This is a genomic window from Nocardia sp. CA-084685, from assembly GCF_050955785.1.
Classification (GTDB): Bacteria; Actinomycetota; Actinomycetes; order Mycobacteriales; family Mycobacteriaceae; genus Nocardia.
The window spans coordinates 1,438,007-1,463,795 of record NZ_CP192094.1 but is presented as its reverse complement, the minus strand read 5'-3'; the positions used below and the strand labels follow the sequence as shown (position 1 = coordinate 1,463,795).

The window sequence follows — 25,789 nt, the reverse complement described above, 5'->3', positions numbered from 1 at the left end:
CTAGGCCAGGCTGGACATGGTGTGCCGCCGGGCAGGTTAGAGCAAATTATTGGCAAATAATGCCGACGACTGAAGCGCTACGTGAGCACACCGGAAGACCTGGGCGCACATAAGAACGCGTTGTGCCCGAAATATCTGCCGCGAGGTGCATGCATAGCGCCTACGCGACAGCGATGTGGATCAGCGCAATGATCCCTGAGATTTTCGACCAGTAGAACACGATTCATCGTACTGAACAGTAATTTGGCGCTCTTGACCTTGTCAACCGGCCAGTAGCTTCCCAATGGTTACCGCGACCGGGGACGAGCCACCGGCTCGATCGAGGCGGTGATCACCAGTCGGCCCCGGCGGGATTGTGCGGTGTAAAGCATTGGTCTCCTCATGGCGTCGCTACACCAGAAATAGCAGACCTCGTCGGAGAGAATTTTCCAAACATGGGAAGTCCAGCCACTCCGCGTGCGGATCGTTTGCCACACGGACCAAGACCTTTGCCCAAGATGCTGTCTACTGAATCGAAAAACAAATCCAAGGTTGAACAACCCAGGATTTGCTGGCACCACCGCCCAAGTGGACATGTGCCGCCTGGATGCACCACGCCGCACTGGTCAGCGGTGCGGATTATCGACTGGACGATGTCCACGCGAGCCCTTACTCGGAGGCGGAAACGAAAAATGGCCCGGAACAATGTGTTCCGGGCCATTTCCCTTTGTAGCGGGGACAGGATTTGAACCTGCGACCTCTGGGTTATGAGCCCAGCGAGCTACCGAGCTGCTCCACCCCGCGTCGGTAGGGATAACGCTACAGCATGGGGCGGGTGGTTACCTAAACCGCTGGTGGGAGCCGATAACCGGCGGGTAATCGGAAGTAGATGCGAGCATGGTGGTATGCCGATTGCCACTAGTGCCATTGCCCATGTGCGACTGACGGTTTGCGATATCGATCGGTCGCGGGCGTTCTACGAAAAGGTGTTCGGATGGCCGGTTGCGCTGGAGGTGCCCGCCGATGCGGACGAGGCGACGCGGGAGCAGCTCGGGTTCCTGTTCGGCGGGGTGATCTATCGGATGGAGCACGGGATGATCGGGTTGCGGCCGGTTGGCACCGATAGCTTCGACGAAAACCGGGTGGGGCTCGATCATCTCGCCTTCCCGCTGAACTCACTGGCCGAATTGGAAGCGGCCGCAGCGCATCTCGACGCCTGCGGGGTCGCGCACGAAGATATCAAGGACATCGGGTTCAGCTATATCCTCGAGTTCCGGGATCCGGACAATATCGCGTTGGAACTGATCGTCCGCAAGTAGGCTAGGCCGCCTTCAGCACCTTCTGCACAGCGGCGACGAAGAATTGATCGAAGGCCGCCTGGTCGAGCGAATCATCCAGCGCGGCAACGCGAACCGCGACCGTAACACCGCGAACTTCGGCGTAACCGAGGTATGCGTTCTGGGTCAGCGGCTTGTCGCTGGCGTCGGTTTTCGCGGTGCTGGTCGCGTGGTAGGCGATCGCGTTCGCGCCCTTCAGTTCCTGCGGCACAGCCTGATCCGTAACGCGCTCGCTCGCGGTGACCTGATGGCCATCGTAGGTCGCGACCACCTCGACCGAACCGCAGCGCTTGTTGCCCTCGGCAATCCGTTGCAGATCGCCGGTCCGCCCGGAAACGAATTCGACAAAGATTTGCCCCGACTTACCGGTCGCCGCGGAGATGGATGATTGCGCGAGCAGTTCTTTGGTCGCCGCGCCGAGATCCTGCTGGGTGGAACCACATTCCGCCGGTGTGAAGGTGGCGTTCTGCTGGGTCGCGGTGAGGTCGCCGACTGTGGACTGCAGCTGCTCCGGTGGCAGGTCGAGTTTCTTTGTGCCCGCGGGGAATTCCTCTTGGCTCAGCACCAACTGGTCGCGGGGTGTGGTGGGCGCCGCGGAATTCGAGTGATCCGACGAGTGGTCCTTGCTGCTGCCACAGCCCGCGACGAGCACCGCCCCGGCCGCCATCGCCACTGCCCATCGCGCGTTACGCAAATCGATCATGGGGTGATCATGTCAGCTGTCGCCGTGAGCACCCACTTTCGGAACGTATTTCAGAGCTCAGCGATCCGGGTGCGGTGGCGCTCCTGCAGCTCACGTGAGCGACGCAGATAGTCGAGGACGAGGCGCAGTTCCGCCGCACTGTAGCGCGATACCTCGGCGGCACCCTCCTCGGCGATCGGCCCGTAGATCCGCATGACCTTGGTCATCGCGGTGTCGGTGATGCGGATGACGACCTTGCGGCGGTCCCCCGGTTCTGGATGGCGGACGACGTAGTCGAGTCTGGCTAGGCGGTCCAGCATGGTGGTCACGCTGCCGCTGGTCAGACCCAGTTCGGCGGCGAGCGCGCCGGGGGTGGATTCGCCGTGCCACAGGATTTCCAGACAGCGCAGATCGGTGCGGTTGACGCCGAGGTTGGTCGCAGCCGCTTGGTCCACGGCATCGACCGCGGCTTGGAGCGCCTGCGCTTGCCCGCCGACCTCGGCGCGCAGTTCTGTCAGCTCAGAATTTTCTCTTGACATTCAAGCCTCTCGATTATCAAACTACTTATGTCTTGATAATCAAGATACAGCAGAGCCAAGGCAGGAGACACCATGAAGAAGGCACTGGTCATCGGCGGCGGGATCGCCGGACCGGTCACCGCGATGGCATTGCAGCAGGCGGGACTGGAGCCGATTGTGTGCGAGGCATACGCGGAGGCGGCTGCCGAGCAGATCGGCGCGTATCTGACGGTGGCGGTCAACGGACTGTCGGCGCTGGCGCTGCTGGACGCACATCATGTGGTGACCGAGATCGGGCACCCGACGGCCACGCTGTCGTTCGCGACCAGCGGCGGCAAGCACATCACCGATATGCCGATCGGCGGCACATTGCCCGACGGCACCGTCACGCACAGCATCAAGCGGCGCGATATGTATCGAGCGCTGAATGCCGAGGCGACGCGGCGGGGTGTGCGGTTCGAGTACAACAAGCGACTGGTGGACGCGAGATCAACGGCAGATGGCGTCCGTGCGACCTTCGCCGACGGCACCACAATGGACGCCGACGTCCTGATCGGTGCCGATGGAATCCGTTCCCGCACCAGGGAAATCATCGACCCGGCGGCACCGAAGGCGCATTTTCTCGGCATCTACGGCCTCGGCGGCTTCGTCACCGATCGGGCGCTGCACAGCGAACTCGGGTTGCGGCCCGGTGTGTACAGCATGCTTTTCGGCAAGAAGGCATTCTTCGGCTATTTCGTCGCACCGGACGGTGAGATCTGGTGGTTCGCCAATTTGCCCCGGACACAGGAGCTTTCACCGGCCGAGTCAGTGGACTGGCGTGCGCGGCTCATCGAATTGCTGGCGGTGGATCGCGGCCCCGCCGCCCGGATCGTCGCGGCCACCCCGGATAACACCTTCGTCCCCGCCTTCAACCAGTACGACCTGCCGACCGTCACCAAGTGGCACAACGACAATATGGTCATTGTCGGCGACGCCGCGCACGCCGTGGCGTCCTCCGCCGGCCAGGGCGTGTCCATGGCGGTGGAAGATGCCGTGACGCTGGCGATTTGCCTGCGCGATATTCCGGATACCGGCGCGGCCTTGGCCGCCTTCGAGGACCGCCGCCGCGAGCGCGTCGAGAAGGTGGTCGCCTATGGTGCGCAGACCACCAGCGACAAGGCATCCAACGGACTCACCCGGCTACTGGTCCGCCTGCTCACCCCGTACTTCCTACGCAAAGCGGCCAAAGCCGGTGTCGCCCCGCTGAACTGGATGTTCGACTACCGGATCGACTGGACACCCCAGCAGGTGCCCTGCTGACGCAAACCCCGCGAGCACCCCGCACAGGTGCACGTTTTACGAGGGGTCCACTGGAGATGACGCGGTTCAGTGGGTAACCGAGAGACGGACGGCCGAGCGCGGGATCGGAGCCAGCGTCTTGTGCAGACTGGTGCGCATGGTCGTGGCCGAGTCCAGCAGATAGTTCTGCCGCACCTTCCACGGATGCCGATCCCCCTGCCGCGGGAACTCGCCGATCGAGCGCTGAATATAGCCGGAGGCCAGATCGAGCAGCGGACGCTCGTCGAGCTTGCCCTCCGGCTTCGGCACCACGGCCGCGTAGTCATTGCGGTCCAGGTGGTTGATGACCTTGCAAACCAATCGCGAGGTCAGGTCGGCACGCAACGTCCATGAGGCATTCGTGTAGCCGATGCAGACCGCGAAATTCGGGACGCCGGTGAGCATCGCACCCTGCCAGACGAATTGCTCCGACAGGTTCACCGTCTCCGCATCGACCCGCGGCGCGATACCGCCGAAGGCCAGCAACTGTAGCCCGGTCGCGGTAACCACGATGTCCGCCGCCAGGATGCGACCGGACTTCAGCCGAATCCCGTCGGGCACAAAGCTTTCGATGTGATCGGTGACGACCTGCGCCTTACCCTTCTTCATCGCCTTGAAGAAATCGGCATCGGGTACGGCGCACAGCCGCTGATCCCACGGGTCGTACTCGGGCGTGAAGTGTTCGGCAACGGCCTGCTGGTCCTTCAGGATTCGCGTGGTCAAGCCGGTGAGCAGCTTGCGCGCGGCCTCCGGGCGGCGGCGGCAATACTGATAGAAACCAATGTTGAACAGGATGTTCTTGGTGCGGATCACGCGGTGCGCCAACTGCGGCGACAGCTTCTCGCGGATCTTGTCGGCCAGCTTGTCGCGGCCGGGAACGGCGCTGATCCAGGTCGGTGAGCGCTGCAACATCGTCACGGACTCGGCTCGGTCGGCCATGGCCGGCACCAGTGTGACCGCCGTCGCACCACTGCCGATGACCACGACACGCTTGCCCGCGTAGTCGAGATCCTCGGGCCAGAACTGCGGATGCACGACCTGTCCGGCAAATGAGTCGATGCCAGGAAACTCCGGGGAATGGCCTTGATCGTAGTTGTAGTACCCGGCGCAGGCGTAAAGGAAATCGCAGGTCAGCGTGCGTTGAGTGGTGCCACCGGCAGCATCGCGCTGCTCCAGGGTGAGCGTCCAGCGCGCCGTTGCGGTGGACCAGTCGGCCCCGACCACCTTGGTGCCGTAGCGGATGTGCCGGTCGATGCCGAACTCCGCGGCCGTCTCCTCGACGTAGCGCAGGATGGACGGCCCATCGGCAATCGACTTCGCGTCCCGCCACGGCTTGAAGGGATAGCCGAGGGTGAACATATCCGAATCCGAGCGAATTCCGGGGTAGCGGAACAGATCCCACGTCCCACCCAGCGATTCGCGCGCCTCCAGCACGGCATAGGTTTTGCCCTGGCATTCGGTCTGCAGCCGATACGCTGCGCCGATGCCGGATAACCCGGCGCCGACGATTACGACATCGAGGTGGTCCGCAACTACAGCGGTCTCGGGCCCACCCGTCACTCGACCACCATCCCTTATCGAATCGCCGCGCGATGCTGACCTCATCGTTCCAGTCTGCGAGGGCAATGGACCGGATTCTTGACTTTGCGCGACAAGTATTTGATTCTGAGCGACATGTCGGTGATTCGATCCGCGGGGTTGCGCGGATTTCGCGCGACGGTGGCCGAGCTGGGCGGGAATGCGGAGGAATTCGCCACCGCCGTCGGGCTGCCGATCCCCGCCCTGGACGCCGATGACCTGCTGGTACCGGATCATGCGGTCGCCGCGGCGCTGGAGCTGGCCGCGCAGCGGCTCGACTGCCCCGATCTCGGCCTGCGCATTTCGCATCGACAAGATCTGGATATGCTCGGCCCGCTGGCCCTGGCCATCCGCAATTCGCCGACGCTCGCCGATGCCCTCGAATGCTGTTCGCGCTATCTGTTCCTGCACGCGCGCTCGCTCAGCCTGACGCTCGCACCCGACCCGTATGGCGATCGCAGCGTGACCGCCCTGCGCTATGGCGTTCACCCCGGCGGGCCGACACCGGTCCAAGGCACCGATCTCGGACTCGCGTTCGTGCACCGCACATTTCAACGCCTGGTGGATGTGCGCTACGGGCTGCGCTCGGTCGAACTGCCGTACCGACCCCCCGCCCCGATCCGGGTCTATGAGGAGTTCTTCGGCGCACCCGTGCGGATCGAGCGTGCCGCGGCGGTGTTGCGAGTGCCGATCAGCCTGGCGACCCGGCCGCTGAGCGGCGGCGACGAGAATCTGCATCGTTTGGCCATGGCATTCCTGGCCGAACAGTCCGGCGGCGCGGATGCCGCCATCGAAACCGAGGTCCGCGCCGCGGTACAACAACTACTGGGGACTTCTCCACCGGAGATCACCGCCGTGGCAAGGCTTTTGACAATCCATCCACGGACCTTGCAGCGCCGCCTGGCCGCCGAGGACACGTCGTTCGCCATTATCCTGGATACGGTCCGCCGTGACGAGGCCCGCCGCTACCTGACCACCACCGATATGCCGATGAGTCAGGTCGCCTCGCTCATCGGACTGTCCGAACAGGCCACCTTCACCCGATGCTGCCGAAGATGGTGGGGCGCAACGCCTACCGCTGTTCGCCGAGACGGCGCGCAACACCGGCTACCGCAGTAGCGCGACCGCCTCTTCGGCTGCCGCCGCGACCAATGCGTTGTCCGCCTGGGAATCCGGGCTGGAATGGGTGGTCAGTACCGCGATCACGATCGGCGCGGCGCCACCGGCAGGCCAGGTGACGGCGACGTCGTTGGCCGAGCCGTAGTCACCGGTGCCGGTCTTGTCGCCGGTCTTCCAATCATCAGGCAGGCCAGCGCGGATGCGAGCGCCACCGGTGGTGGTGGCGATCAGCCAAGCCGTCAACTGTGCACGCTCGGGCGCGGCAAGCGCGTCGCCGATCGTCAGTGCCCGATAGTCGGCCGCGATCGCGGCGGGTGTGGTGGTGTCGCGCTCGTCGCCGGGGATGGCGGTATTGAGCGTCGGCTCAGTGCGGTCCAGGTGGGAGACCTGATCGCCGATGGACCGCAGGAACTGTGTCAGCGCCTGCGGGCCGCCGAGCAGTTTCAGCAACTCATTGCCCGCGGCATTATCGCTGCGGGTAATCGCCGCATCGCACAGTTCCGATACCGACATACCGCTGTCGATCCGGGCGCCGGTAACCGCCGAACCGCCCGCGGCCGCCACATCCGCCGGGGTGAAGTGGATGATCTGATCGAAATACCCTGTGGCAAGCGGATGTTCGCGCAAAAGCGCGGCACACGCGAGCGTCTTGAATGTCGACATCATCGCGAACCGCTCGTCCTGGCGGAAGCCGACAGTCCTCCCCGAACCGGTATCGACGGCGAAGACCCCGAGCCTGGCCTGATGCTGCTGCTCGATACCCGCCAACTGACCCATCGGGGCGGGCGCCGGGTCCGGATCCTTCGATTCGTTCCCACATGCGCCGAGCAACACCGTTGTCGCCAGGACGAGGCCCATGCGAACCCCGCGTCTATCGATCTTTGTCATGGCGACACGACAGCACAGTGCCGATCCGCCTGTCCAAGACCGACGTGGCCGATAGCCGATATCGAAATCGATATCGCCGCAGCGTAGCGGTCCGACAGCGGCTCGCCATGCCGCGCGAATCAGGTCACCCGCGGCAGATCGTCGGTCAGCCGCAATCCGCGGCGAGCGGCCGGATCTGTGCTGAAATCTCGCCTGATCGGCCACCTATCGGCCAGCGATCGCACCAGCAGGGATCGATGAACATCGAATAGTCAAGGAATGAACGAGCCGTTCGCCGGATGCGCGCGTATGCTTCCTGGTCCGGGAGGTCGGGTCAGTGCAGTTTTCCGTTCTGGGTGAGGTCTGCGGGTGGCGTGGGGAGACGCCGCTCGAATTGGGACCTCCGCAACGTCGCGCGGTACTGGCCGTGCTATTGCTGCGTGCCGGAAAGTCGGTCACCGCAGCGGAATTGGTGGAAGGCATCTGGGGCGAGGATCCGGTGCCCCGCGCCATTGCCGCACTGCGCACCCATGTCGCGCAATTGCGTCGGGTGCTGGAACCGGATCGGATTTCGCGCGCGCCGTCGACGGTGCTGGTTTCGGTCGGTGACGGTTACGCATTGCGGATCCCGCCGGGCTCGACCGATATCGAGGAGGTCGAGGCCCTGGTGGCAACGGCCGAACGAGTGCGCGGCGAGTCACCGCATGCGGCACGCGAGGCATTGATCGACGCACTCGCCCGCTGGCGTGGCCCCGCGCTGAGCGGCTTGGCCGGACCTTTCGTCGAACGCCACCGCATCCGCCTCGAGCAATGGCGCTTGGCGATTCTCGAGGACCGGTTCGCCCTCGATATCGAGGTCGGCCGTGCTGGCGACGCGGTCGCCGAACTGGGTCCGCTGATCGATGAGCATCCACTGCGCGAACGGTTCCGGGCGTTGCTCATGGCGGCGCTGTATCACTGCGGCCGCCAAGCCGAGGCGCTCGAAGTGTTCGCGCGCGCCCGTCGCGATCTGATCGACGGAATCGGAGTCGAACCCGGACCGGAGTTGACCGCGATGCACGAACGCATCCTGCGTGCCGAAATGCCGACACCGCGACACAACGGCTATGGCCCGGAGCCGGTCGTGCCCGCGCAACTGCCGCCGGATATCGCCGATTTCACCGGTCGCGAGCAACTCGTGCAGCGCATTGCCGAACAGTTGACCGGCGGCGCCAGCGCGGTCGCCATTTCGGCGGTCGGTGGCATGGGCGGCGTCGGCAAGACCACGTTGGCCCTGCATGTGGCCCATCATGTGCGCGACCACTTCCCGGACGGACAGCTGTATGTGAACCTGCGCGGCGTCGATCCGGTGCCGACCTCACCCGGTGACGCGCTCGGTGGATTCCTGCGTGCGCTCGGCATCGCGGAGGGCGAGATCCCGCGCACCGTCGATGATCGCGCGGCCGAACTGCGCACCCGCCTGTCGGGCAAGCGCATGCTGATAGTGCTCGACAATGCGCGTGGCAGTGCGCAATTGACGCCGCTGCTGGCCGGAACACCCGGCACCGCGGTGCTGATCACCAGTCGTTCGGCGCTGACCGAGATGCCCGCGGTGCGCCGCACCCGCCTCGACGTGCTCGAGCGCGATGAGGCCATGGCGATGCTGATCCGCATCGTCGGCGCGCAACGCGTCGCCGCCGAGGAGCAAGCGGCACGGGAGGTCGTCGCGCTGTGCGGTTGCCTGCCGTTGGCGGTGCGCATTGTCGGCGCGCGACTAGCGGTGCGGCCGCGGTGGACGATCGAATCGTTCGCGGCGCGACTTGCCGATGAAAAGGGTCGGCTGGCGGTGCTGGAGACCGGCGAACTCGGCGTCGAGGCCGCATTCCGACTCGGGTACGGGCAACTGAACGAGCAGCAGGCCAAGGCTTTTCGCACGCTCGCACTGGTCGACTTCCCGGATCTGCCGATCGACGGCGTGGCCGCGGTGCTCGGCATCGCGGAGTCCGAGGCCGAGCGGATATGCGAATCGCTGGTCGATGTGAGCCTGCTCGAGACGACGGTGCCCGGCCGCTACCGGTTCCACGATCTGCTGCGGCTCTTCGCCCAGAGCGTCGCAGCAGAGGACGAGTCGGCGGTGTTGGTCCGGCTACTGGACTACTACCTCGCGGGTGCGAAGAACCTGTTGAGCGCCATCGACTACAGCAACACCACGCGCCTGCTCGTCCCGACCACAGTGCCAGGTCGGCAGTTCGCCACCGGTTCCGAGGGACAGGTCTGGAACGACGTCGAACGCCCCGTGGTGATCGCGCTGCACCGACAGGCCGCCCGGGTCGGTGGCCGCGCACTGCGGGTGGCTGCGGATCTGGCCTGGGTAATGGCCGAACTGATGGACGCCGGCACCCGCGCCAGGGAACTGGCCGAGGCGCTGACTGCCTTACTGGACACCGCGATTCGCGAATCGCACGCGAGCGAACGCCGCATCCGGGTCGCGCTCGGCGCGCTGCTGCAGGTCGGACTCGGTGAGGTCGAGGCGAGTCTGAAATATCTCGACGCCGCGGCCGGTCCACCAACCGACGATGCCGACCGCAGGATCTCGGTGCTCTCGGAGGTACTGCTCGGCATTGCCGATCGACGACTCGGCGATGTCGAAGCATCGCGTCGGCATTTCGAGAGTGCGATGCGCTTCGCTCACGAACTCGGCGACCGATCGATGCAGGCTTGGTGTCTGGCCTTGGTCACCCGGACCTATTGCGAAGCAGGGCGATACGACGAAGCGGTCGATATCGCGGACCGCGCCATCACGCTGGCGCAGGCGGCCTCGAATCCGGTCGCACTCGGTTGGGCCACCCACGAATTGGCGGCCACGCTTTCGATGCGCGACGAGCACGAGCGGGCACTCGAACTCGGCCACGATGCCGTAGGGATCGCGCAGCGCAATGGCGTGCGGCTCTGGGAGGGTTGGGCGCGAACCAGATTGGCGCAGATTCAGCTGCGCGCTGGCTATCTGGTCGAGGCGGAAAGCCAAGCGGCAGCAGCGGTTCGGTTGCTCACCAAGGCGGCCGATCCGATTGATCGGGCACGTGCGCTGGCGCTGCACGCGAGCGCGTTGGCCGCACAGGGATACACCGGTCCGGCCACGGCCGAGTTCGGCGAAGCCGCCGAGATCTTCCGGCGTGCGGGGCTGGCACCGCCCACCATGGACCGGCTCTTCAGCGCCGCGCCGACCGCCGATATCGCCGATTAGGCGGCGTTTATCCCTCGTTTATCGGTCACTGATGGTTGCCTGGGATTCTCTGGGTCGATGCGATCGCCGTCGTGAGTGTCACCGTGCGGGCGCTTGTGTGCGAGGGGTACGCAAGGCGTATCGACTTTCCAACCGCGGTGTCCTGATCGATTCGCGGGCGTCGCATCGACAGCGGCTGCTGGCCCGCCGGGTCGGTCCACGTAGTCCGCGCACGCCGTGGTCGCCCCGGCAGCACCGGTTGCCGGTGCGCCCGGTCCATCGCCATCTGAAGGAACCTCGAGTCGCAATCTGACGAGTCCGCCACGCCGGTCGAATCTTGTGCACTGGTGTCGGCCGGACGGATCTGGCTCGGCGACAACAGTTCGGTGATCGAGCGATCGGATCCCAACGAGCGCGCCTACATGGCCGCCGGAAATCCGCAAGCCGTGACCAGATTCGCGCCACCGAAAACGGCAATGCGGGCGATCGCACGGTCGGTTGTGGTGAGCACCGCGAGTCCGAAAGCCCGGTAACCGCCACCTGTTTCGCGACGGTACGCAACGGCGGCAGGTTGCCCGTTGGCTGTCGTCGGCAACATGAGCCAGTCCCCCGGCGTGCCGAGTACCTGCGTGGCGAGGTAGCCGACGCAGGTGCGTTTGCCCGCGAACCACGTTGTGGCAGGGGGCATTTCGAGAATCGCATCGCGGTGCAGTAGACGCTCGATGGCGGCGGCGTCGGCATTCTGGAATGCGGACATATATGCGTCGAGCAGCGCCCGCTGCTCGGGTTCGGTCGGACTATTCGCATCGACCGCGCCGAGTTGATCGAGCCGGGCCCGCGCACGCTGCAGCGAACTCTTGACTGCGGCAGTGGTCGTGTCGAGTACCTCGGCCACCTCGGCAGCCGAAAAATCGAGGATGTCGCGCAGCAGCAGCACCGCACGCTGTTTGCCGGACAGCTGTTGCAGACAGGCGATCAGCGCGAGCCGCAAGCTGTCGCGGGCGGCGACAACGCTGGCCGGATCGTCGGATTCATCGGTCACCAGTGCGTCCGGCAGCGGACCGAGCCATTGCACCTCGAGGTCCACGGCCACAGGGCCGGACGGGTCGGCTGTGGGCGCACCCAGTCCGGATGGCAGTACGCGACGGCTGTGATGCCGCAATGCGGACAGGCAGGCATTGGTGGCGATCTGATAGAGCCATGTCCGTATCGATGAACGGCCTTCGAAGCCCTCGAAGGCGCGCCAGGCGCGCAAGTAGGTCTCCTGGACCAGGTCTTCGGCGTCTTCGGGTGAGCCGAGCATCCGATAGCAGTGCGCGAGCAATTCGCGTCGATACGGCCGCGTGCGGCGATCGAATTCGGCATGCGCGGTGCTCGCCTGCGTCATGGGCACGTCCTTCCTGTCTCGAGGCCTCGTAGAGATAGACCGACCGAGCGCCCAAAAAGAATCGCCGCAGCCGATTCCTTCGGGCAATCGCCAGGGTCTACCTATCCGACCACTCGCAAAGGAGATCCCCGATGAAACTCGATGACAATGTCCGCACGCTGATCGACGAACCGCATGCCGCGATCCTCTCGACCCCCAATGCCGACGGCCGGCCGCAATCGTCGGTGATCTTCGTGAAGTACGAGGACGACACGGTGGTGTTCAGCACCATCAAGGGTCGGCTCAAGACCCGGAATATGCTGCGCGATCCGCGGGTGAGTCTGCTGGTACTGAGCCGGACCAACGGTCGCTACGTGGAGATCCGCGGACGGGTGGATATCACCGAGGATCCGGATAAGACGCTGCTGTACGAGATGTACGGCCGGTACATGAACGGGGCGACCCCGCCGCCGGAACCGGAGGCCGAGCGGCTGATCGTGCGGATCACGCCCGAGAAGCTGTATACCTTCCCGCCGTCCTGATCATCCTGTGCCACACCGGGATTCGAGTGTGAACCGCCTCGGGTCAGGTCCAGGTGGATTCGGCTGTCGACGCAACGGTGCCCGGCCTACGACGAGCTGGTTTGCTTTTCGGTGTACTGCTCGCCTTGGTCGCCGTCCTCGGTGTGGCGGAACTGCCGGTGTATGTGCATCCGCAGACGGACCCAGCTGATACTTTGCGGACTTTCGCATAGTCTGCGGCTCATGGATGAGACGCTCGGTTCGCCGCACCCGCACGAACCACATCGTGAGGGTATGGCGTCGCGGCTGAACTGGTTGCGCGCGGGCGTACTGGGGGCGAACGACGGCATCGTCTCGACCGCGGGTCTGGTTGTGGGTGTCGCCGCGGCGACGACCAGCACCTCGGCCATTTTCACCGCGGGCATCGCCGGACTAACCGCGGGTGCGATCTCCATGGCCGTCGGCGAATACGTTTCGGTGAGTGCACAGCGGGATTCCGAGCGGGCGCTGCTGGCCAAGGAACGCGCGGAACTCAAGGAAGAACCGGAATACGAGCTGGCAGAACTGGCCGATATCTATCAGTCGAAGGGGCTGACACCGGAGACGGCGCGCAAGGTGGCCGAGGAGTTGACCGCACACGACGCCTTCCTCGCCCACGCCGAGGCCGAACTGGGTCTGGATCCGCACGAGTTGACCAATCCGTGGGCCGCCGCCGTCTCCTCGGCGGTCTCGTTCACCCTGGGTGCGCTGCTGCCGCTGTTGGCGATCATCCTGCCGCCGACCACAGCGCGCATTCCGGTCACATTCGCAGCGGTGTTGATCGCGCTGGCGATCACCGGGTCGGTCAGCGCGCGGCTCGGCGGTAGTAAGCGCGGACGCGCGGTGTTGCGGGTGGTGATCGGTGGTGCGCTGGGGATGGCGGTCACCTACGGCATCGGACAATTGGCGGGTATTTCGGGAGCGTGAAGCGGGCCGAGGAAACCCTCGGCCCGCTCGGTGCTCAGTGCGTCGACGTCAGTAATAGTGCCGCCGACCGCCCACCGGGTGCCGTCCCACCGACCCGACGAGGGCGAGTACCGCACCGATGATCAGCAATATGATCCCGGCCGTGGTGAGCAGACCGATGCCGAGTAACCAACCGACAATGAGAAGTATCAAGCCGAGGATAATCATCGTTCTTTCCTTTACTTGGTCGTCTTGACCGTTGTGCGGTCGGATGTTTCGACCGGCGCCGACCCGCCGGATTGGCGCATGAACCGATTCCAGCTCCCCACCGGCTTACCGCCTTGCGGCGGCGTGACCTGCGCGGCGGGTTTGGTCGCGGGTGGTGTCGGGGCGGGCGGTGGTGCCGCCGCCGGCGGTGTGCTTCGACGCTGCTCGGCCGCCTTTGCCTGGGCCTTTTCCTGGGCCGCCAACTCTCGGCGCGACTGCCGCAGATCGCGCCGTGCGGCGCTGTTGCGGCGGGAACTACGCCAGAGACCTGCCAGCAGCAGGCTCAGACCGAGCATCCCGATCGCCCCGATCGCGATCCCGTAGAGGAAAAGTTCCCCCGCCGAGACGCTGAAGTGATAGTCGAATACCCCGAAATCGCCGGGTGACGTACGAACTTCGCCCGTATTGGCCGCCACTCCGGCAACGCCGATAATTACCGCGCCGATGAGAACGACGAGCCCGATGATAATGATCATGACAATCCCGTTGCGCTGGTTGATATTACTTTCTGGCTATGCCCGGTAATTCCGAAATCAAACACCCCACCGGCGCGGCGTTTGAAACCCGCCGATCGGGTTATCCGCCGAATCGAAGACCGCGTCTACCAGGAGGTCGTGATGACCTATACCTTCGATATGACCGATTACTCGGACGAACGCGCTGTCGTCGCCGAACGCGCGCTCTACAACCTCGGCGGCGTGCAGTCAGTCGATGTCGACCGCACTTCGGAAACCATCACCGTAAATTCCACTCTTTCCTACGGTGAAGTACTCGACGCCATCCGCTCCGCGGGGGTCGGTGCGAAGTAGCCGGACCAGCCGTCGCCCGTATCATCCAGTACGACACCGAGTTTCAGTCGATCAACCCAAAGTTGAACCGGTGATCAGCATTTCGAGGATCCAGTCGGGCGGCACATTGCCCCGAGGAACCGCGGGGTATCAACGCGAGCGACCGCGCCCATACGGCACTGTGGGTTTCCGGCGTTCCACTCGCGTCAGGCGGTTCGGCACCAGTCGCCACCAGGTCACACACCGCCACCCCCATTCCAGCGGGCCGTAGCGGAACCAGCGCAACCAGTAGTAGCTCCACAGCGCCTGCACCGCGATAATCGCTACGGCCGAGCCGAGCAGTGCGCCGTAGCGATTGGAATCGGAGAGGCCGAGCCACGGGTCGGCGGCCAGGATAAGTCCGGTTGCCGAAACGTAATTGGTCAGCGCCATCCGCCCCATCGGCTCGAGCACCTCCGCGAACACCTCGCCGGTCTCGGTGCGCAGGAAGAGCAGGAAACCGGTGAAATAGGCGAGCGAGCCGAGCAATCCGGCCACCGGAGCCGCACTGCCTGTCCACAGATCGGAATATGGCGTGCGGTACTCCCATACCCCGGCCGCCACCGCCGCAGGCACGGCCAGAACGAATACCACCGCGATCCGCCAGCCACGATCGCGCAGGTTTTCCGCGAGGCCGAAACGGTCGGCAGCCATACCGAGCAAGAACAGGCCCGGCACCAACCCGAGTCCACCGCCGATCGTGACCGGAACCCCGATCGTGGCAACCAGCCCCGCGAGCAATATCACCCAGCGCGTTAGCCCAGCGGCAGGCAGCAGCACCACCAGCCCGACAATCGCATACGGCAGCAACACCTCATCCGGCTGGAATACATGGTGGATCAAGCCGAGCAGACCGAGCGCGCCGAGCCGCCGCGCAAGTACCAGCCGCGGACGGTCTCCGCCCTCGGCGACGCGGTCGAGGAACAGCGAAAAGCTCAGCCCGAACAGGAACGAGAAGATCGGGAAGAACCGTCCCTCGAACAGCACGGACAGCACATGTCGTACCGGATCAACGATGCCTGCCCCGATGGTCGCCCGCATATCGGTGAGCTGCCAGATATCGACCACCAGAATCCCGCACAGCGCAAAACCACGCACGGCGTCGAGCTCGTGGATGCGCGGTCGCACACCGGCAGGATCCATACCCTTACGCTATCGAGACCGACCCTGAATTCTGGTCTCGGACATGCATGTCTTGTTCACAGCTCAGTTCCACACCGAGGCGATCGCGAACGCGCCTAATGGCAACTTGGACCGGACGTTCTGGCCCGCAACCGATCCCAGCGCCGAGCGAAGGCTACGTCCTGCCCGCTTTCGCGGTTCACCAGTAGCGACGACGCGCGGAACGGCGCGCGGTCGAGTTGGGCGGCCTGGTCTCGGTTGCCCTGGCACGTCGACGGTTTCGCCAAGGGGCGTCGGCGGGGCGGGTGGCGTGGAGTCGTTTCTTTCGCATAGCCGAGAGGTCAGCGCAGGGGCGCGCCGGCGAACCGAGGCTCCCAGCGCTGAGCGTGCCGAGCCGCGAGTTCGGGCAGACCGTCCAGCCAGACCCGGCCCGCGGGCTCCGTCTCGTCGAGACAATCGGCGAAGAATTCGGGGACAACGATCACCTATCGAGCATCTCAGCCGTGTCGAACGAATTTCGTCATCGCCTCGGCTACGGCAGTCCGGGCAGCGGGGGCAGCGGCGGCAGGAAGGGGAACGGATTCACCGGCATCGGGTTCGGGAGCGGATTGGGAACCGGGTTCTCCGGGACCGGGTTGGGACTCGGGTTATCCGGGACCGGATTGGGGTTCGGATTCTGCGGCACCGGATTGGGGTTCGGATTCTGCGGCACCGGATTGGGGTTCGGATCGGCAGGGACCTGGAGCGGACGCTGCGGGACCGGCGGCGGTTCCGCGACGCCCTGACCTTGCGGTATGCAGTTCCAGCGGCCGTCGGGGCCGAGCCCCCACTGCGCGAAGATCCCGTCGTGCGAGCAGTCGTCGCCGACCTGATGTTCGGCGCGGCCCTGCGCATCCCGGGTCTGTTCCTGCGGCGCGCAGACCCACAAACCGTTGCGCTTATCCCATTTGGCGACGATCCCTTCGTGCGAGCAATCATCACCGGGCTTGCGCGCCGGTTGCCCCGCGGAGGTCGTCGCGCGATTCGGGGGCGCGGGGACGGGACGGCCGGAGGTCACTTTCCCGATCGACGTCACCGATGGCGGTGCGTCGTTGTTCGCATCCTGATTCGATCGCATCAGCAGTGCGATCGCGACCACCAGTGCGAGCGCGGCGGCGATAACTGCCGCGATGGCCATAACGCGCCCATTGTCGGTTCCGCGATCACCGCCGGGTGTCGTGCCGGGTTCCACCATCGCACCGCCTTCGTGCCGAGTAGGGACTACCTTCACGAAAAGCTCTGCTGGCAGGCTACCGAAGATCGCCGCGCGAAAGATCAACTTTGGCGACCTGTGTTCGCGCAGGTAATGCCCTATTTGATGCCGACACGCACCTTGACGGCGTCATCGCCGGTTTCGTGCAACGCCTGACTGATCGATGCTCGCCATGGCGGACCCGAGACTGATCCGCACCTGATCGCGACGCGCGGCACGCACGGCCACGATAGTTTCCGGCAGTAGGACGAGCAGCGTGATGACCACCCCGACCGCAGACTGCCGCACCGCCACCAGCACCCGCCGATCACCACATCAATGGCGATGCAGGGCAGCGATCGTCCCCAGGTGACGGCCAGGGTGATCACGGCCGGGACGGATGAAACGGTCCAGCGGGAAGTCAGCGCCCGGAGCGTAACTTCCATCGTGTCAGCAAATCGTGCGCACTCGATCGCGCGTGAACGAGCGCATGTGCTGGGTCAGTCGTCGAGATCGATCCGGACGGTCAGCAAGTCGGTGCCGAGCAATCGAACACCCGCACTGTTGGCCTTGGGCAGCGATTGCAACCGGGCGCGCGGATCGTCATCCGGCAGTAGATGTGCGGTACCGGTGTGCCAATGTCCGTGCAGCCGTACCCGAACTTGGTTGTCGGCCTTAATGTTTCGAATGTACTGCGACTTGTCACCGAATTCGGAGACGAGCCAGAACTGCTTGCCTACTCGTCGACCGCCGATCGGCGTGATCCGCGGCTGCCCACTCGTGCGCCCGACGGTCTCCAGCAACTGCTGCGTCGGCAATCTGCGCAAAATCGGATTCCCCAACCGCCGCTGAAGTGTCGTCACGACTCGGTGCTGAACATCACGCAAGTTCGCCATCTCCCGACGCTAGCACCGGCCGATCGCATTCAGCGCTGTGTCGAGTCCCGACGGCGTGGTGTGGCCAATCGACTCGCCGCGGGCACCTTCTCAGGTATTCCAGCATCGCGGCGATGGAGTCGAGATTCTTCTATGGGACGGAGCGGCGATAAGCGACAATGTGCGGAGTGCGGACCCAATTCACTCGCGAGCTCATCGCGTTGACCAACGATTTGACGCTCATGTGTCGGCTCGCCCACGATGCCGCCGAGCGTGTCACGGCCGCGCTCGGCGACGCCGATCTCGCCGCCACCTATGAAGCCTTCGCACTCGACGAGCAGTTACAGAAGATGTACGCCGCCTGCGAGGCCAGAACCGTGGTGCTGCTGGCACTGCAGGCGCCGGTCGCGCGCGATCTGCGGCATGTGGTCACCGCCATCCAGATCGCCGGTGAACTGTCCAGGATCGGTTCGCTGATCAGCCGCGTCGCCGATCAGGTCTACAAATACCATCCGGAATCAGTTGCCCCCCAACCTCTTATGGATATCCTGACCGCCATGGGTCGGCTGGCCGCGCACCACACCGCCCTCGCGGGTGAATCGGTCGCCACCGGCCGCCAACCCGTCACTCCCGAAGCCGGTACTCCCGCAATGGAGCAACTCCACCAACGACTCCACTCGGCGCTGGCCGACCGAACCGCCACCGAAGCCGCCATCGATATCGCCCTGGTGGGCAATAACCTCGAACGCTGTATCGACCACACCACGCGCATCGATCGCCTGATCTGCTTCCTGGACACCGGAATTCCGCCGACGGCCCAAACCTCCGAGGCCAGCTAGTCCCGCGTCCAGACCGTAGCGTGCCTTGGTTCGAGGGTTCCGTCGAACGCAGTGGAACGGTGGTCACCCACGCCGCATTCGACCGCCCGATCACTGCGCTCGGCGAGCAGCCGGAGCTGAGGGTGCTCCAGTGCGGCGGGCGATGGTGTAGAGGTCGCGGGCGGGGCCGGTGAGGCGGTGGCCCGCGGGCCAGACGGCACGCAGGGCCCGAGTCAGGTCGAGGCCGTTGACGGTCGGGGAAACGAGGGTGCCCGCGGCGATTTCGGGGGCTACCGCCAGGGAGCTCAGGACGGCGGGACCGACACCGGAGGCGACCGCGGTTTTGATCGCGGTGGTGGAGGAAAGTTCCAGCGCAACGGTGGGCTCCCAGCCCGGAATGGCCCGCGCGACAGCATTTTCGAACCAGGTCCGGGTGCCGGATCCGAGTTCGCGCTGGATGAGCGCGGTTCGAGCGAGTTCGGCCAGGTCGACCGAGCCCTGGCGGGCCCAGCGGTGTTGCGGGTCGACCACGACGACCAGTTGATCGCGGGCCACGATATGACTCTCCAACCCACGGAAATTCCGCGGGCTCTCGATGAAGCCGATGGCGTCCTTGCCGTCGAGTACCGCCTGTGCCACCTCGACGGAATTGCCGGACTGCAATGCGATCGCGGTATCGGGTGCCCTGGTGCGCAGCGTCATGAGCCAGCCGGGGAACAGGTATTCGGCAATGGTCTGACTCGCCGCCACCCGCAGCTGCGAATCACGCTCGACGCGCAAGGTGTCGATGCCCGCATCCAACTGCTGGGCCGCATCGACAACTCCGCGTGCCCATTCGGCGATCAATGCCCCGGCGGGGGTGGGTCGGGAACCGAGGGTGGTGCGCTCCAGCACCGGCATCCCGACCAACTTCTCCAGATAGCGGATGCGGGAGGACGCCGAGGGCTGGCTGATGCCGTGCGCCTGTGCCGCACGTCCGAGACTGCCCAGTTCGATGACCGAAACCAGCAGGTCGAGCGCGGCCAGATCGGGGACACGCGGCGACAGGGGCATAGAACGAGTCTATGCATCCATAGGTACGCGGTGGCTACTCGACACCACCGACGCAGACGAATCTGGACATATGACCGCCATAGCAACCTTCCGCCCCGCATCCCGACGGCATCTGCTCGGCGAGCTCGGACAGACTGCGCCCCAGCGCCGCTCGCTGCGGCACTTCGCACCCAATTGGTTCGCCGCCGTCATGGGCACCGGCATTGTCGCCAATGCCGCCGCCACGCTCCCGCTACAGTTGCCCGGACTGCGCGGCGCGGCGACGGTTGTCTGGGCGCTGGCCGCACTGCTGCTGGTGGTTGTGAGCATCGCCTGGGTCGTGCACTGGATGCGCTATCGAGAGCAAGCCCGTAGCCACAAGCACCACCCGATCATGATGCATTTCTACGGCGCGCCACCGATGGCATTGGTGACCGTCGGCGGGGGCACCCTGGTACTCGGCCGCGAGGTGATCGGCCTCGACGCCGCACTAACCACCGCCTGGGTGTTGTGGTCGTTCGGCACCGCGCTCGGCCTGCTGACCGCCGTCGCCATTCCCTACCGGATGTTCACCCAGCACCGCATCGAGCCCGATGCCGCCTTCGGTGGCTGGCTGATGCCGGTGGTGCCGCCAATGGTGTCGGCCGCCATGGGGGCACTACTGGTCCCATATCTGCCGGAAGGCCAATCGCGGCTCACCATGATCCTGCTGTGCCTGGCCATGTTCGGTGTGAGCCTGATCGCGGCGCTGGTCACCACCACCATGATCTGGTCACGCCTGGTGCATTTCGGCGTCCCGCAATCGGCGATGGTGGCGACCCTCTGGCTCGTGCTCGGCCCGCTCGGCCAATCCGTCACTGCCGCAGGCCTGCTCGCCAATGCCGGTCCCTCGGCACTGCCCGAGCTCTACACCGAAGGACTGACCGTCTTCTCAGTCATCTTCGGCGTCCTGACCTGGGGTTTCGCAATGCTTTGGCTGGCGCTGGCCGCCGCTGTCACCGTAAAGACGGCTCGCGCGGGCGAATTGGGATTCAACCTGACCTGGTGGGGCTTCACCTTCCCGCTCGGCACCTGCATTACCGGCAGCAGTGTGCTCTACGGGCACACCGGCGCCGAAATCTTCGCCGTCGCCGCGGTCGTGTTGTATGTCGGATTGGTCGGCGCCTGGGCAGGTGTCGCCGCCAAGACCATCCGCGGTGTTGTTATCGGGCCGCTGCTCCGGCCAGTCATGCCTTGAAGTACACCAGCTGATGGCTGGTCGCGAGCAACCCACCGTCATGCGCCCAGAGTTCGGCCGACTGATCGAAGAAGCCCTTGCCGAAATGCTGGGAGCGCGCGGTCGCCAGCAACGGCTGATCGGATTGGGCGGCGAGGCGGTCGGTGTCGGCGTGGAAATACACGGTCAGCGTGACGGTTCCGGCGGGGACGACACGGCCGAGTCGCAGCATCACCCGCGGAAAGAACACATCGCTCAGCGCGGTCAGGGCCGGATAGTCCAACGGGCGGGCAGGCCGGTCGCGGACCCAGAGTGTGGTGGTGGAAGTCGGTTGCGCCGCAGCGCCATCGAGTTGGGTGATACCGCCCTCGATGAAGCGCATTTCGTAATTGTCCACCCAGGCAATGAATTCGGGCAGCGCGTCCGGTTCGATGGTGTCCGGCGGCGGTGCGGTAGGTGCGGTGGCTTCGGTCGCGGTCCAGGTCTCGCGGCGGGTGCCGAAAACCGCGGTGGCCGTGGTGGTCACGATGCGGCCCTGACTCATCGACAGCGTCCAGTGCTGAGTGGTGCGGTTGGTCCGCACCGGTTGCGCCGCAATAGTGAAGGGCCCCTCGGCAATCGGGCCCGCGAAGTTGACGGTCAGCGAGATGGGATCACCGAGGCAATGCGGATGTTGTTGCACCGCACGCAATAAGGTTGCCGCGGTGATGCCGCCGAATGGGCCGACCATATTGCCGTACTCGGGAGTCGTTCGACCGTTGAAGTTTCCGGTGCCGCCCGGCGTCAGCGTGACCGCGCTGTCGAAGGCGTGGCGTGCCGTGACGGCCGAGTTCATCGATTCTCCTCGGGTAGGTGCAGGTCAGTCGCGGGGGCGCAGACCATAGGTCAGCTGGGTAATCGTTTCGGTCAATGCCGCTTCCACGTTCTCGGCCTCGACGAACCCGGACCCGACAAAGGTGGCCAACCCCTGCAGTGCGGCAATGGCGGCAATACCGATCCGCATCGGATCACCCGTAACGACTTCGCCACGCGCCTGCCCCTCGGCGATCAAGGCGATGGGCACGGTGAATGCCCGCCCCACCGCCGCCAGCATTTCCTCGCCCGAGGTCGGACTGTGTTTGCGCGCGAACATCAGCGCGAGCAGCGCCGGATTGTCGATCGCGAAATCCAGATAGGCACGCGCCACGGCGTGCAGCCGCTCGGAGAATGAGCCGGTCGGTTCGACCTGGCCGTACAGCCCGGCGAGCCGGTCGAAGCCGACCAGTGCGAGCGCGTCGAGCAGCGCCTGCTTATCCCGGAAGTGCCTGCTCGGCGCGGCATGGCTGACCCCGAGGTCGCGGGCCAGCTGACGTAGCGAAAGCCCGTCCACACCGGAATCGCGCAACGTCGCCTCGGCGCGCTGAAGCAGCTCGGCGCGCAAGTCACCGTGGTGATAGGAGCGGGAGCGGATGGCAATCGGATCCTGCACGAGGTCATGCGGGTAGGCAATAAACTGCTCGCCCAGGATGCGAGCTTCGGTGCGCTGCCCACCCTGTTCGCCGCCAGCCAGGAGTTGCCGCCGGGAAGCTATGTCGGCCCGGACAGCTGGTTCGAATTCCGCGGTCACCCGAAGGTCGTGGGCCGTAGCACGGCCGCCGCGAATGCCGACCTCGCCACCGCATTGTGGACCAAATCCGAAGAACTGACCGATGTGCGCTTTCCGGCCAACGCGTAGTCAGTCGAGCAGCGGGAACCTGCCCGAATGCAGTAATCCGGCGATCGCATCCATTTTCGCCTGCGGCGCAGCGTAATCGGGGTGCAGCCGGATTACCGCGGCGGCGTCGTGCAGTCGGATCATCTGCTGTTCGACCTCGGCGACGCTGCGACCGCCCGCACTCACCGCGTGGCCGGCGAATACCGGCCGCCTCGGATCAACGCGGCTGAGCGCCAATGCCTTGTCCACCCGACGGGAGCAGCGACAGAACGCCTCGGGATTGGCCACCCCGCAGGTCGAATTCAGGAATGTGCCGATGCGTTTCTTGGCTCGCTCCAGCCGCTTTCGAAAGGCGGATGCGGTGATACCCAGAATCCAGGCCGCATCGGCGGAGCCGAGTTCGAAAACTTCACCGAGCACAAAGGCGACCCGCTCGTCGCGGACCAGGCACTGCAGCATTGCTTGGCTGCAAGTCAGCCGTACCTCATGGGACAGCAGCTCGGCCTCGGGTCCGCGATAGTCGTCGGCGGCGAGCCCGTCCGCCAATCCCTCGCGGTATGTGTCGAGGCTGAGCTGCGCCGCCTCTTGGGGCGTCTTTCGTTCGAGATTCAGCAGATAGTTGACACCGATGCGGTAGGCCCAGGTCAGCAGCTTGGCCTCACCCCGCCATGTCGCGAGATTGCCGACCACGCGCAGCAGGATCTCCTGCGTCGCATCCTCGGCCTCGGCGGGCCGCCACACCATGCGCAGCGCCAGCCGGTACAGCGGATCCTGTAGCTGCCGCACCACATCCGAGATGGCGGCCGCCTCACCGGCAATCGCCCTGTCTACCAGCCACCGCTCCCGAGCGATGTCGTCGCCATTTTCCGTCGTGGGCGGGTCGGGGTGCGCTAGCTCGGGTTCCACCGCACAATCCTTCGGCGGTATCCGGCGTTACGCAAGTCCTATCTGCCGCGCGGGTGCCCCGCACCCGCGCGGCGCACCGGAGTCATGCACTCGCGGTCGCCGTGGTCAACGAGTGCGCGCGCAACCACGTCGCGACCGCGGTCCCGATGGCATCGGGTTGATCCTCCGGTGCGTGATGTCCCGCCGCGCCGACCGAGACGACCTCGGCGCCGGCGAACGTCTCGGCGGCCCAGGCGATAACCTCCGGCGAACCGAGGCCGACACCATTGTCGAGCGCCATGATGAGCTTGGGCACCTCCGGCGAATCCGCCGCCCACCGGTCGTAGTTCTGCACCAGCGCAACCACATCGGCAGGCTCGCCTTCCACCGGAAATTCGCGCGTCCAGGCCAGCATGGGCTTACGCGATTCCGGCGTCGGGAAGGGCGCGCGATACACGTCGTGATCTTCCTGCGACAGGTCGGTGATGCCCCTCGGCAGGTTGAACTCGATGAACGTATTCTCAACCAGCACCATTCGCTCGCCCTCGGCCGTCCGGAATTTCCGGAAAAGTTCGGCGCCGAGCGGCGGGAGTTCGTCCCATCGCATCGGCCGCAGAAACGTCTCGATCAGCGCGATGCCCCGGATGCGTTCGGGATGCCGTGCCGCCCAGTGCATACCGAGCGCACCACCCCAGTCGTGGCCGACGATGACGACCTGGTCGAGGCCGAGCGCGTCGAACCAGGCATCCAGATAGCGGGCGTGGTCGGCGAGACGGTAGGCGCTGTTCGGCTTTCCGGACGCACCCATTCCGATCAGATCCGGTGCGAGCACCCGGTTTTGATCGGCGACATGCGGGATCACATTGCGCCACAGGTGCGATGAGGTCGGGTTGCCGTGCAGGAACACCACCGGTACCGAACCGGCACCGAGATCGGTGTAGTTGATGAACGAGTCGAGAACGTCGACGGTAGCCATGATGTGGGTCCTTCCTGAATCCTGCTTTGCTGCCTGCACCCGTTTCGACACACGTTTTGGCCTCGTTGTGACCGCCGTCGAATGTGATGCTCGTCACCTATCTGGCAGGGGCAGGCACGGCCCCGCTTATCGCAACCGCAGGTAAACCTAACTTCCGTATGTGAGCAGTACATGTTTCAACTGGCCGATGCGCCATTCAGGAGATTTTCAGACTTAAGTAAAGCGATTGCAAAGGAATCTATAATAATCTACTATCTTTCTACGTAAGAACAATGGAGTTCACACAGACCGTCACGAGGAGTTATCCGCAGTACGAAGCGGCACGACGAGACTTCCCTCATCAGCCTCGTGGCGTCGCGAGAACGGATCACCCGGCCTGGACAACCGGCCCGTTCATTCGGCCGCGCACGAGCTCATTCGTGACACGACCACCCCTGGATCAGCGCCGGCACGCCGAGTCAGGGGTGGTTCCGTGTCTATCGTCGAGTCCCCCTGTCGAGCTCTTCGACTAGCTGTACAGAACGTCATACGCGACAATCACTTACGGGATGATCAGGCGCAGGTAGCTTGACGCCCGACAAATTCATCGGTGCGAGACTAGGAAGTTCGATCTTTGTGAAGTGGTTGTCGTCCCGCACCGCCCGTCGCGTACTCGCTGTTTGCGCACCCGTTGCCTTGGCTGTCGTTGTCGCCGTTGGCTATTCCTTTTTCGACGAGTGGACCGGTAAGACCGGCAAGGGGTCCGGATCGGCGAATGTCACAACGGCGTCCGGCAAGGACATCAACGATCTGCTCGGCCAACTCGTCGATGCGCCGGAAGAGTCGATGGAAGGCTACAGCCGGGAGAAGTTCCCGCACTGGGATACCAATAAGCCCGAGCACGGCTTCGGCGCCGACTTCACGCAGTACAGCAAGTGCACCAGCCGTGACGTGATGATGCTCCGCGATGCGACGGGCTCGGTGAAACTCGACCCGAAAACCTGCGAGCTCACCGTCGGCCGTGGCGGCGGCTGGCAGGACCAGTACGGCGTACTGGATTCCAAGACCGGAAAACTCAAGCCGTACAAGTTCATCACCGACCCGGCCGGTGTCGATGCCGAACACATCGTGCCGCTGGCCGAGGCATGGCGTTCGGGTGCGAATAAGCGTGATGAAGATACCCGTCGCCGGATCGCCAACGACGCCGTCAATCTGATCGCCTCCGATCCCTCGGCCAACAGGTCCAAGGGTGACCAGGACGCCGCCAACTATCTGCCGCCGGGAAAATTCCGGTGTGGCTATCTCGAGCATTACGTCAAGATCAAAGTAAAATATGCGCTGAACGTTGATCCCGCCGAACACACCGCACTGCGCAACGCAGTCGCCGACTGCGTCAGTCGAGGAGAGTTCAAATAAGCGACATCATCGAGATTT

Annotated in this window: 27 protein-coding genes, 1 tRNA gene and 1 pseudogene; 11 read left to right on the top strand and 18 right to left on the bottom strand. The window is 64.8% G+C overall.

The window, feature by feature from the left end; translation table 11 throughout:
• Positions 1 to 709: 709 nt before the first annotated feature.
• A tRNA-Met gene (locus tag ACQP2U_RS06485) sits at positions 710 to 783 on the bottom strand.
• 101 nt (positions 784 to 884) lie between these two features.
• Here ACQP2U_RS06485 and ACQP2U_RS06480 point away from each other — a divergent pair.
• Positions 885 to 1,298, top strand: a complete 414-nt coding sequence (locus ACQP2U_RS06480) for a VOC family protein (RefSeq protein ID WP_397035149.1) — start codon at positions 885 to 887, stop codon at positions 1,296 to 1,298.
• Position 1,299: 1 nt separating this feature from the next.
• On the opposite strand, the gene ACQP2U_RS06475 is transcribed toward ACQP2U_RS06480, so the two are convergent.
• Both ACQP2U_RS06475 and ACQP2U_RS06470 read right to left on the bottom strand, forming a co-directional pair.
• Positions 1,300 to 2,019, bottom strand: coding sequence for a hypothetical protein (locus ACQP2U_RS06475; RefSeq protein WP_433713831.1), 720 nt, complete (start codon positions 2,017 to 2,019; stop codon positions 1,300 to 1,302).
• Between the two features lie 50 nt (positions 2,020 to 2,069).
• A complete protein-coding gene (locus ACQP2U_RS06470; RefSeq protein WP_433713830.1) occupies positions 2,070 to 2,537 on the bottom strand; it encodes a MarR family winged helix-turn-helix transcriptional regulator in 468 nt (155 codons plus the stop codon).
• A gap of 72 nt (positions 2,538 to 2,609) precedes the next feature.
• Between ACQP2U_RS06470 and ACQP2U_RS06465 the strand changes: the two genes are divergently transcribed.
• Positions 2,610 to 3,818: an FAD-dependent oxidoreductase gene (locus ACQP2U_RS06465; protein WP_433713829.1), complete on the top strand. Its 1,209-nt coding sequence runs from the start codon at positions 2,610 to 2,612 to the stop codon at positions 3,816 to 3,818.
• A 66-nt stretch (positions 3,819 to 3,884) separates the two neighbouring features.
• Here the strand turns inward: ACQP2U_RS06465 and ACQP2U_RS06460 are convergent, their stop codons facing one another.
• Positions 3,885 to 5,396, bottom strand: a complete 1,512-nt coding sequence (locus tag ACQP2U_RS06460; RefSeq protein ID WP_433713828.1) for a flavin-containing monooxygenase — start codon at positions 5,394 to 5,396, stop codon at positions 3,885 to 3,887.
• Between the two features lie 114 nt (positions 5,397 to 5,510).
• On the opposite strand from ACQP2U_RS06460, the gene ACQP2U_RS06455 reads away from it, so the two are divergent.
• Positions 5,511 to 6,533 (top strand): AraC family transcriptional regulator, encoded by a 1,023-nt coding sequence (locus ACQP2U_RS06455; protein ID WP_433713827.1) that lies wholly within the window; start codon positions 5,511 to 5,513, stop codon positions 6,531 to 6,533.
• On the opposite strand, the gene bla is transcribed toward ACQP2U_RS06455, so the two are convergent.
• Entirely contained in the window at positions 6,522 to 7,421 is a 900-nt protein-coding gene (gene bla / locus ACQP2U_RS06450) for a class A beta-lactamase (protein WP_433713826.1), read from the bottom strand. The genes ACQP2U_RS06455 and bla overlap by 12 nt on opposite strands.
• 316 nt (positions 7,422 to 7,737) lie before the next feature.
• Here bla and ACQP2U_RS06445 point away from each other — a divergent pair, with 316 nt between their 5' ends.
• On the top strand, positions 7,738 to 10,623 hold the full coding sequence (locus ACQP2U_RS06445) for a BTAD domain-containing putative transcriptional regulator (protein WP_433713825.1): 2,886 nt from the start codon (positions 7,738 to 7,740) through the stop codon (positions 10,621 to 10,623).
• A gap of 397 nt (positions 10,624 to 11,020) precedes the next feature.
• On the opposite strand, the gene ACQP2U_RS06440 is transcribed toward ACQP2U_RS06445, so the two are convergent.
• Positions 11,021 to 11,989 carry a sigma-70 family RNA polymerase sigma factor gene (locus ACQP2U_RS06440; RefSeq protein ID WP_433713824.1) on the bottom strand — a complete coding sequence of 323 codons (969 nt, stop codon included), beginning with the start codon at positions 11,987 to 11,989 and terminating at the stop codon, positions 11,021 to 11,023.
• Between the two features lie 131 nt (positions 11,990 to 12,120).
• Here ACQP2U_RS06440 and ACQP2U_RS06435 point away from each other — a divergent pair, with 131 nt between their 5' ends.
• Positions 12,121 to 12,510: a PPOX class F420-dependent oxidoreductase gene (locus ACQP2U_RS06435; RefSeq protein ID WP_433713823.1), complete on the top strand. Its 390-nt coding sequence runs from the start codon at positions 12,121 to 12,123 to the stop codon at positions 12,508 to 12,510.
• 222 nt (positions 12,511 to 12,732) lie between these two features.
• Entirely contained in the window at positions 12,733 to 13,455 is a 723-nt protein-coding gene (locus ACQP2U_RS06430) for a VIT1/CCC1 transporter family protein (protein WP_433713822.1), read from the top strand.
• Positions 13,456 to 13,503: 48 nt separating this feature from the next.
• On the opposite strand, the gene ACQP2U_RS06425 is transcribed toward ACQP2U_RS06430, so the two are convergent.
• Both ACQP2U_RS06425 and ACQP2U_RS06420 read right to left on the bottom strand, forming a co-directional pair.
• A complete protein-coding gene (locus tag ACQP2U_RS06425) occupies positions 13,504 to 13,662 on the bottom strand; it encodes a hypothetical protein (RefSeq protein ID WP_364355800.1) in 159 nt (52 codons plus the stop codon).
• An 11-nt stretch (positions 13,663 to 13,673) separates the two neighbouring features.
• A complete protein-coding gene (locus ACQP2U_RS06420) occupies positions 13,674 to 14,177 on the bottom strand; it encodes a hypothetical protein (RefSeq protein ID WP_433713821.1) in 504 nt (167 codons plus the stop codon).
• Positions 14,178 to 14,318: 141 nt separating this feature from the next.
• On the opposite strand from ACQP2U_RS06420, the gene ACQP2U_RS06415 reads away from it, so the two are divergent.
• Positions 14,319 to 14,510 (top strand): heavy-metal-associated domain-containing protein, encoded by a 192-nt coding sequence (locus ACQP2U_RS06415; RefSeq protein WP_062990687.1) that lies wholly within the window; start codon positions 14,319 to 14,321, stop codon positions 14,508 to 14,510.
• Positions 14,511 to 14,639: 129 nt separating this feature from the next.
• Here the strand turns inward: ACQP2U_RS06415 and ACQP2U_RS06410 are convergent, their stop codons facing one another.
• The 5 genes and pseudogenes from ACQP2U_RS06410 to ACQP2U_RS06390 form a co-directional block, all read right to left on the bottom strand.
• The gene (locus ACQP2U_RS06410) at positions 14,640 to 15,671 is read right to left on the bottom strand and encodes a DUF418 domain-containing protein (RefSeq protein WP_433713820.1); all 1,032 of its coding nucleotides are present in this window, start codon (positions 15,669 to 15,671) and stop codon (positions 14,640 to 14,642) included.
• A 320-nt stretch (positions 15,672 to 15,991) separates the two neighbouring features.
• Positions 15,992 to 16,135 carry a hypothetical protein gene (locus ACQP2U_RS06405; RefSeq protein ID WP_433713819.1) on the bottom strand — a complete coding sequence of 48 codons (144 nt, stop codon included), beginning with the start codon at positions 16,133 to 16,135 and terminating at the stop codon, positions 15,992 to 15,994.
• A gap of 47 nt (positions 16,136 to 16,182) precedes the next feature.
• On the bottom strand, positions 16,183 to 16,884 hold the full coding sequence (locus ACQP2U_RS06400) for a hypothetical protein (protein WP_433713818.1): 702 nt from the start codon (positions 16,882 to 16,884) through the stop codon (positions 16,183 to 16,185).
• Positions 16,885 to 17,064: 180 nt separating this feature from the next.
• Positions 17,065 to 17,184: pseudogene (locus ACQP2U_RS06395) on the bottom strand (ionic transporter y4hA); the annotation flags it as partial.
• Between the two features lie 197 nt (positions 17,185 to 17,381).
• Entirely contained in the window at positions 17,382 to 17,777 is a 396-nt protein-coding gene (locus tag ACQP2U_RS06390) for a nitroreductase/quinone reductase family protein (RefSeq protein ID WP_433713817.1), read from the bottom strand.
• A 167-nt stretch (positions 17,778 to 17,944) separates the two neighbouring features.
• On the opposite strand from ACQP2U_RS06390, the gene ACQP2U_RS06385 reads away from it, so the two are divergent.
• The gene (locus tag ACQP2U_RS06385) at positions 17,945 to 18,595 is read left to right on the top strand and encodes a phosphate signaling complex PhoU family protein (RefSeq protein ID WP_433713816.1); all 651 of its coding nucleotides are present in this window, start codon (positions 17,945 to 17,947) and stop codon (positions 18,593 to 18,595) included.
• 90 nt (positions 18,596 to 18,685) lie between these two features.
• Here ACQP2U_RS06385 and ACQP2U_RS06380 read toward each other — a convergent pair whose 3' ends face one another.
• Positions 18,686 to 19,627, bottom strand: coding sequence for a LysR family transcriptional regulator (locus ACQP2U_RS06380; RefSeq protein WP_433713815.1), 942 nt, complete (start codon positions 19,625 to 19,627; stop codon positions 18,686 to 18,688).
• Positions 19,628 to 19,697: 70 nt separating this feature from the next.
• Here ACQP2U_RS06380 and ACQP2U_RS06375 point away from each other — a divergent pair, with 70 nt between their 5' ends.
• Positions 19,698 to 20,843, top strand: a complete 1,146-nt coding sequence (locus ACQP2U_RS06375; RefSeq protein ID WP_433713814.1) for a TDT family transporter — start codon at positions 19,698 to 19,700, stop codon at positions 20,841 to 20,843.
• Here the strand turns inward: ACQP2U_RS06375 and ACQP2U_RS06370 are convergent.
• Both ACQP2U_RS06370 and ACQP2U_RS06365 read right to left on the bottom strand, forming a co-directional pair.
• On the bottom strand, positions 20,833 to 21,657 hold the full coding sequence (locus ACQP2U_RS06370; protein WP_433713813.1) for an acyl-CoA thioesterase: 825 nt from the start codon (positions 21,655 to 21,657) through the stop codon (positions 20,833 to 20,835). The genes ACQP2U_RS06375 and ACQP2U_RS06370 overlap by 11 nt on opposite strands.
• Positions 21,658 to 21,681: 24 nt before the next feature.
• Positions 21,682 to 22,290, bottom strand: coding sequence for a TetR/AcrR family transcriptional regulator (locus ACQP2U_RS06365; RefSeq protein WP_433713812.1), 609 nt, complete (start codon positions 22,288 to 22,290; stop codon positions 21,682 to 21,684).
• 6 nt (positions 22,291 to 22,296) lie between these two features.
• On the opposite strand from ACQP2U_RS06365, the gene ACQP2U_RS06360 reads away from it, so the two are divergent.
• On the top strand, positions 22,297 to 22,536 hold the full coding sequence (locus ACQP2U_RS06360) for a hypothetical protein (RefSeq protein ID WP_433713811.1): 240 nt from the start codon (positions 22,297 to 22,299) through the stop codon (positions 22,534 to 22,536).
• Here ACQP2U_RS06360 and ACQP2U_RS06355 read toward each other — a convergent pair whose 3' ends face one another.
• Both ACQP2U_RS06355 and ACQP2U_RS06350 read right to left on the bottom strand, forming a co-directional pair.
• Positions 22,537 to 23,421, bottom strand: coding sequence for an RNA polymerase sigma factor (locus ACQP2U_RS06355; RefSeq protein WP_433713810.1), 885 nt, complete (start codon positions 23,419 to 23,421; stop codon positions 22,537 to 22,539).
• An 82-nt stretch (positions 23,422 to 23,503) separates the two neighbouring features.
• A complete protein-coding gene (locus tag ACQP2U_RS06350; RefSeq protein WP_433713809.1) occupies positions 23,504 to 24,376 on the bottom strand; it encodes a haloalkane dehalogenase in 873 nt (290 codons plus the stop codon).
• A gap of 615 nt (positions 24,377 to 24,991) precedes the next feature.
• Here ACQP2U_RS06350 and ACQP2U_RS06345 point away from each other — a divergent pair.
• On the top strand, positions 24,992 to 25,771 hold the full coding sequence (locus tag ACQP2U_RS06345; protein ID WP_433713808.1) for an HNH endonuclease family protein: 780 nt from the start codon (positions 24,992 to 24,994) through the stop codon (positions 25,769 to 25,771).
• Positions 25,772 to 25,789 lie beyond the last annotated feature (18 nt).

What these genes read in the sequence shown, in the direction of transcription:
- ACQP2U_RS06480 (WP_397035149.1), top strand. Translation starts at nt 885, where the DNA reads ATGCCGATTGCCACTAGTGCCATTGCCCATGTGCGACTGACGGTTTGC.
- ACQP2U_RS06475 (WP_433713831.1), bottom strand. Translation starts at nt 2,019, where the DNA reads ATGATCGATTTGCGTAACGCGCGATGGGCAGTGGCGATGGCGGCCGGG.
- ACQP2U_RS06470 (WP_433713830.1), bottom strand. Translation starts at nt 2,537, where the DNA reads ATGTCAAGAGAAAATTCTGAGCTGACAGAACTGCGCGCCGAGGTCGGC.
- ACQP2U_RS06465 (WP_433713829.1), top strand. Translation starts at nt 2,610, where the DNA reads ATGAAGAAGGCACTGGTCATCGGCGGCGGGATCGCCGGACCGGTCACC.
- ACQP2U_RS06455 (WP_433713827.1), top strand. Translation starts at nt 5,511, where the DNA reads ATGTCGGTGATTCGATCCGCGGGGTTGCGCGGATTTCGCGCGACGGTG.
- bla (WP_433713826.1), bottom strand. Translation starts at nt 7,421, where the DNA reads ATGACAAAGATCGATAGACGCGGGGTTCGCATGGGCCTCGTCCTGGCG.
- ACQP2U_RS06440 (WP_433713824.1), bottom strand. Translation starts at nt 11,989, where the DNA reads ATGACGCAGGCGAGCACCGCGCATGCCGAATTCGATCGCCGCACGCGG.
- ACQP2U_RS06435 (WP_433713823.1), top strand. Translation starts at nt 12,121, where the DNA reads ATGAAACTCGATGACAATGTCCGCACGCTGATCGACGAACCGCATGCC.
- ACQP2U_RS06430 (WP_433713822.1), top strand. Translation starts at nt 12,733, where the DNA reads ATGGATGAGACGCTCGGTTCGCCGCACCCGCACGAACCACATCGTGAG.
- ACQP2U_RS06425 (WP_364355800.1), bottom strand. Translation starts at nt 13,662, where the DNA reads ATGATTATCCTCGGCTTGATACTTCTCATTGTCGGTTGGTTACTCGGC.
- ACQP2U_RS06420 (WP_433713821.1), bottom strand. Translation starts at nt 14,177, where the DNA reads ATGATCATTATCATCGGGCTCGTCGTTCTCATCGGCGCGGTAATTATC.
- ACQP2U_RS06415 (WP_062990687.1), top strand. Translation starts at nt 14,319, where the DNA reads ATGACCTATACCTTCGATATGACCGATTACTCGGACGAACGCGCTGTC.
- ACQP2U_RS06410 (WP_433713820.1), bottom strand. Translation starts at nt 15,671, where the DNA reads ATGGATCCTGCCGGTGTGCGACCGCGCATCCACGAGCTCGACGCCGTG.
- ACQP2U_RS06400 (WP_433713818.1), bottom strand. Translation starts at nt 16,884, where the DNA reads ATGGTGGAACCCGGCACGACACCCGGCGGTGATCGCGGAACCGACAAT.
- ACQP2U_RS06390 (WP_433713817.1), bottom strand. Translation starts at nt 17,777, where the DNA reads ATGGCGAACTTGCGTGATGTTCAGCACCGAGTCGTGACGACACTTCAG.
- ACQP2U_RS06380 (WP_433713815.1), bottom strand. Translation starts at nt 19,627, where the DNA reads ATGCCCCTGTCGCCGCGTGTCCCCGATCTGGCCGCGCTCGACCTGCTG.
- ACQP2U_RS06375 (WP_433713814.1), top strand. Translation starts at nt 19,698, where the DNA reads ATGACCGCCATAGCAACCTTCCGCCCCGCATCCCGACGGCATCTGCTC.
- ACQP2U_RS06370 (WP_433713813.1), bottom strand. Translation starts at nt 21,657, where the DNA reads ATGAACTCGGCCGTCACGGCACGCCACGCCTTCGACAGCGCGGTCACG.
- ACQP2U_RS06360 (WP_433713811.1), top strand. Translation starts at nt 22,297, where the DNA reads ATGCGGGTAGGCAATAAACTGCTCGCCCAGGATGCGAGCTTCGGTGCG.
- ACQP2U_RS06350 (WP_433713809.1), bottom strand. Translation starts at nt 24,376, where the DNA reads ATGGCTACCGTCGACGTTCTCGACTCGTTCATCAACTACACCGATCTC.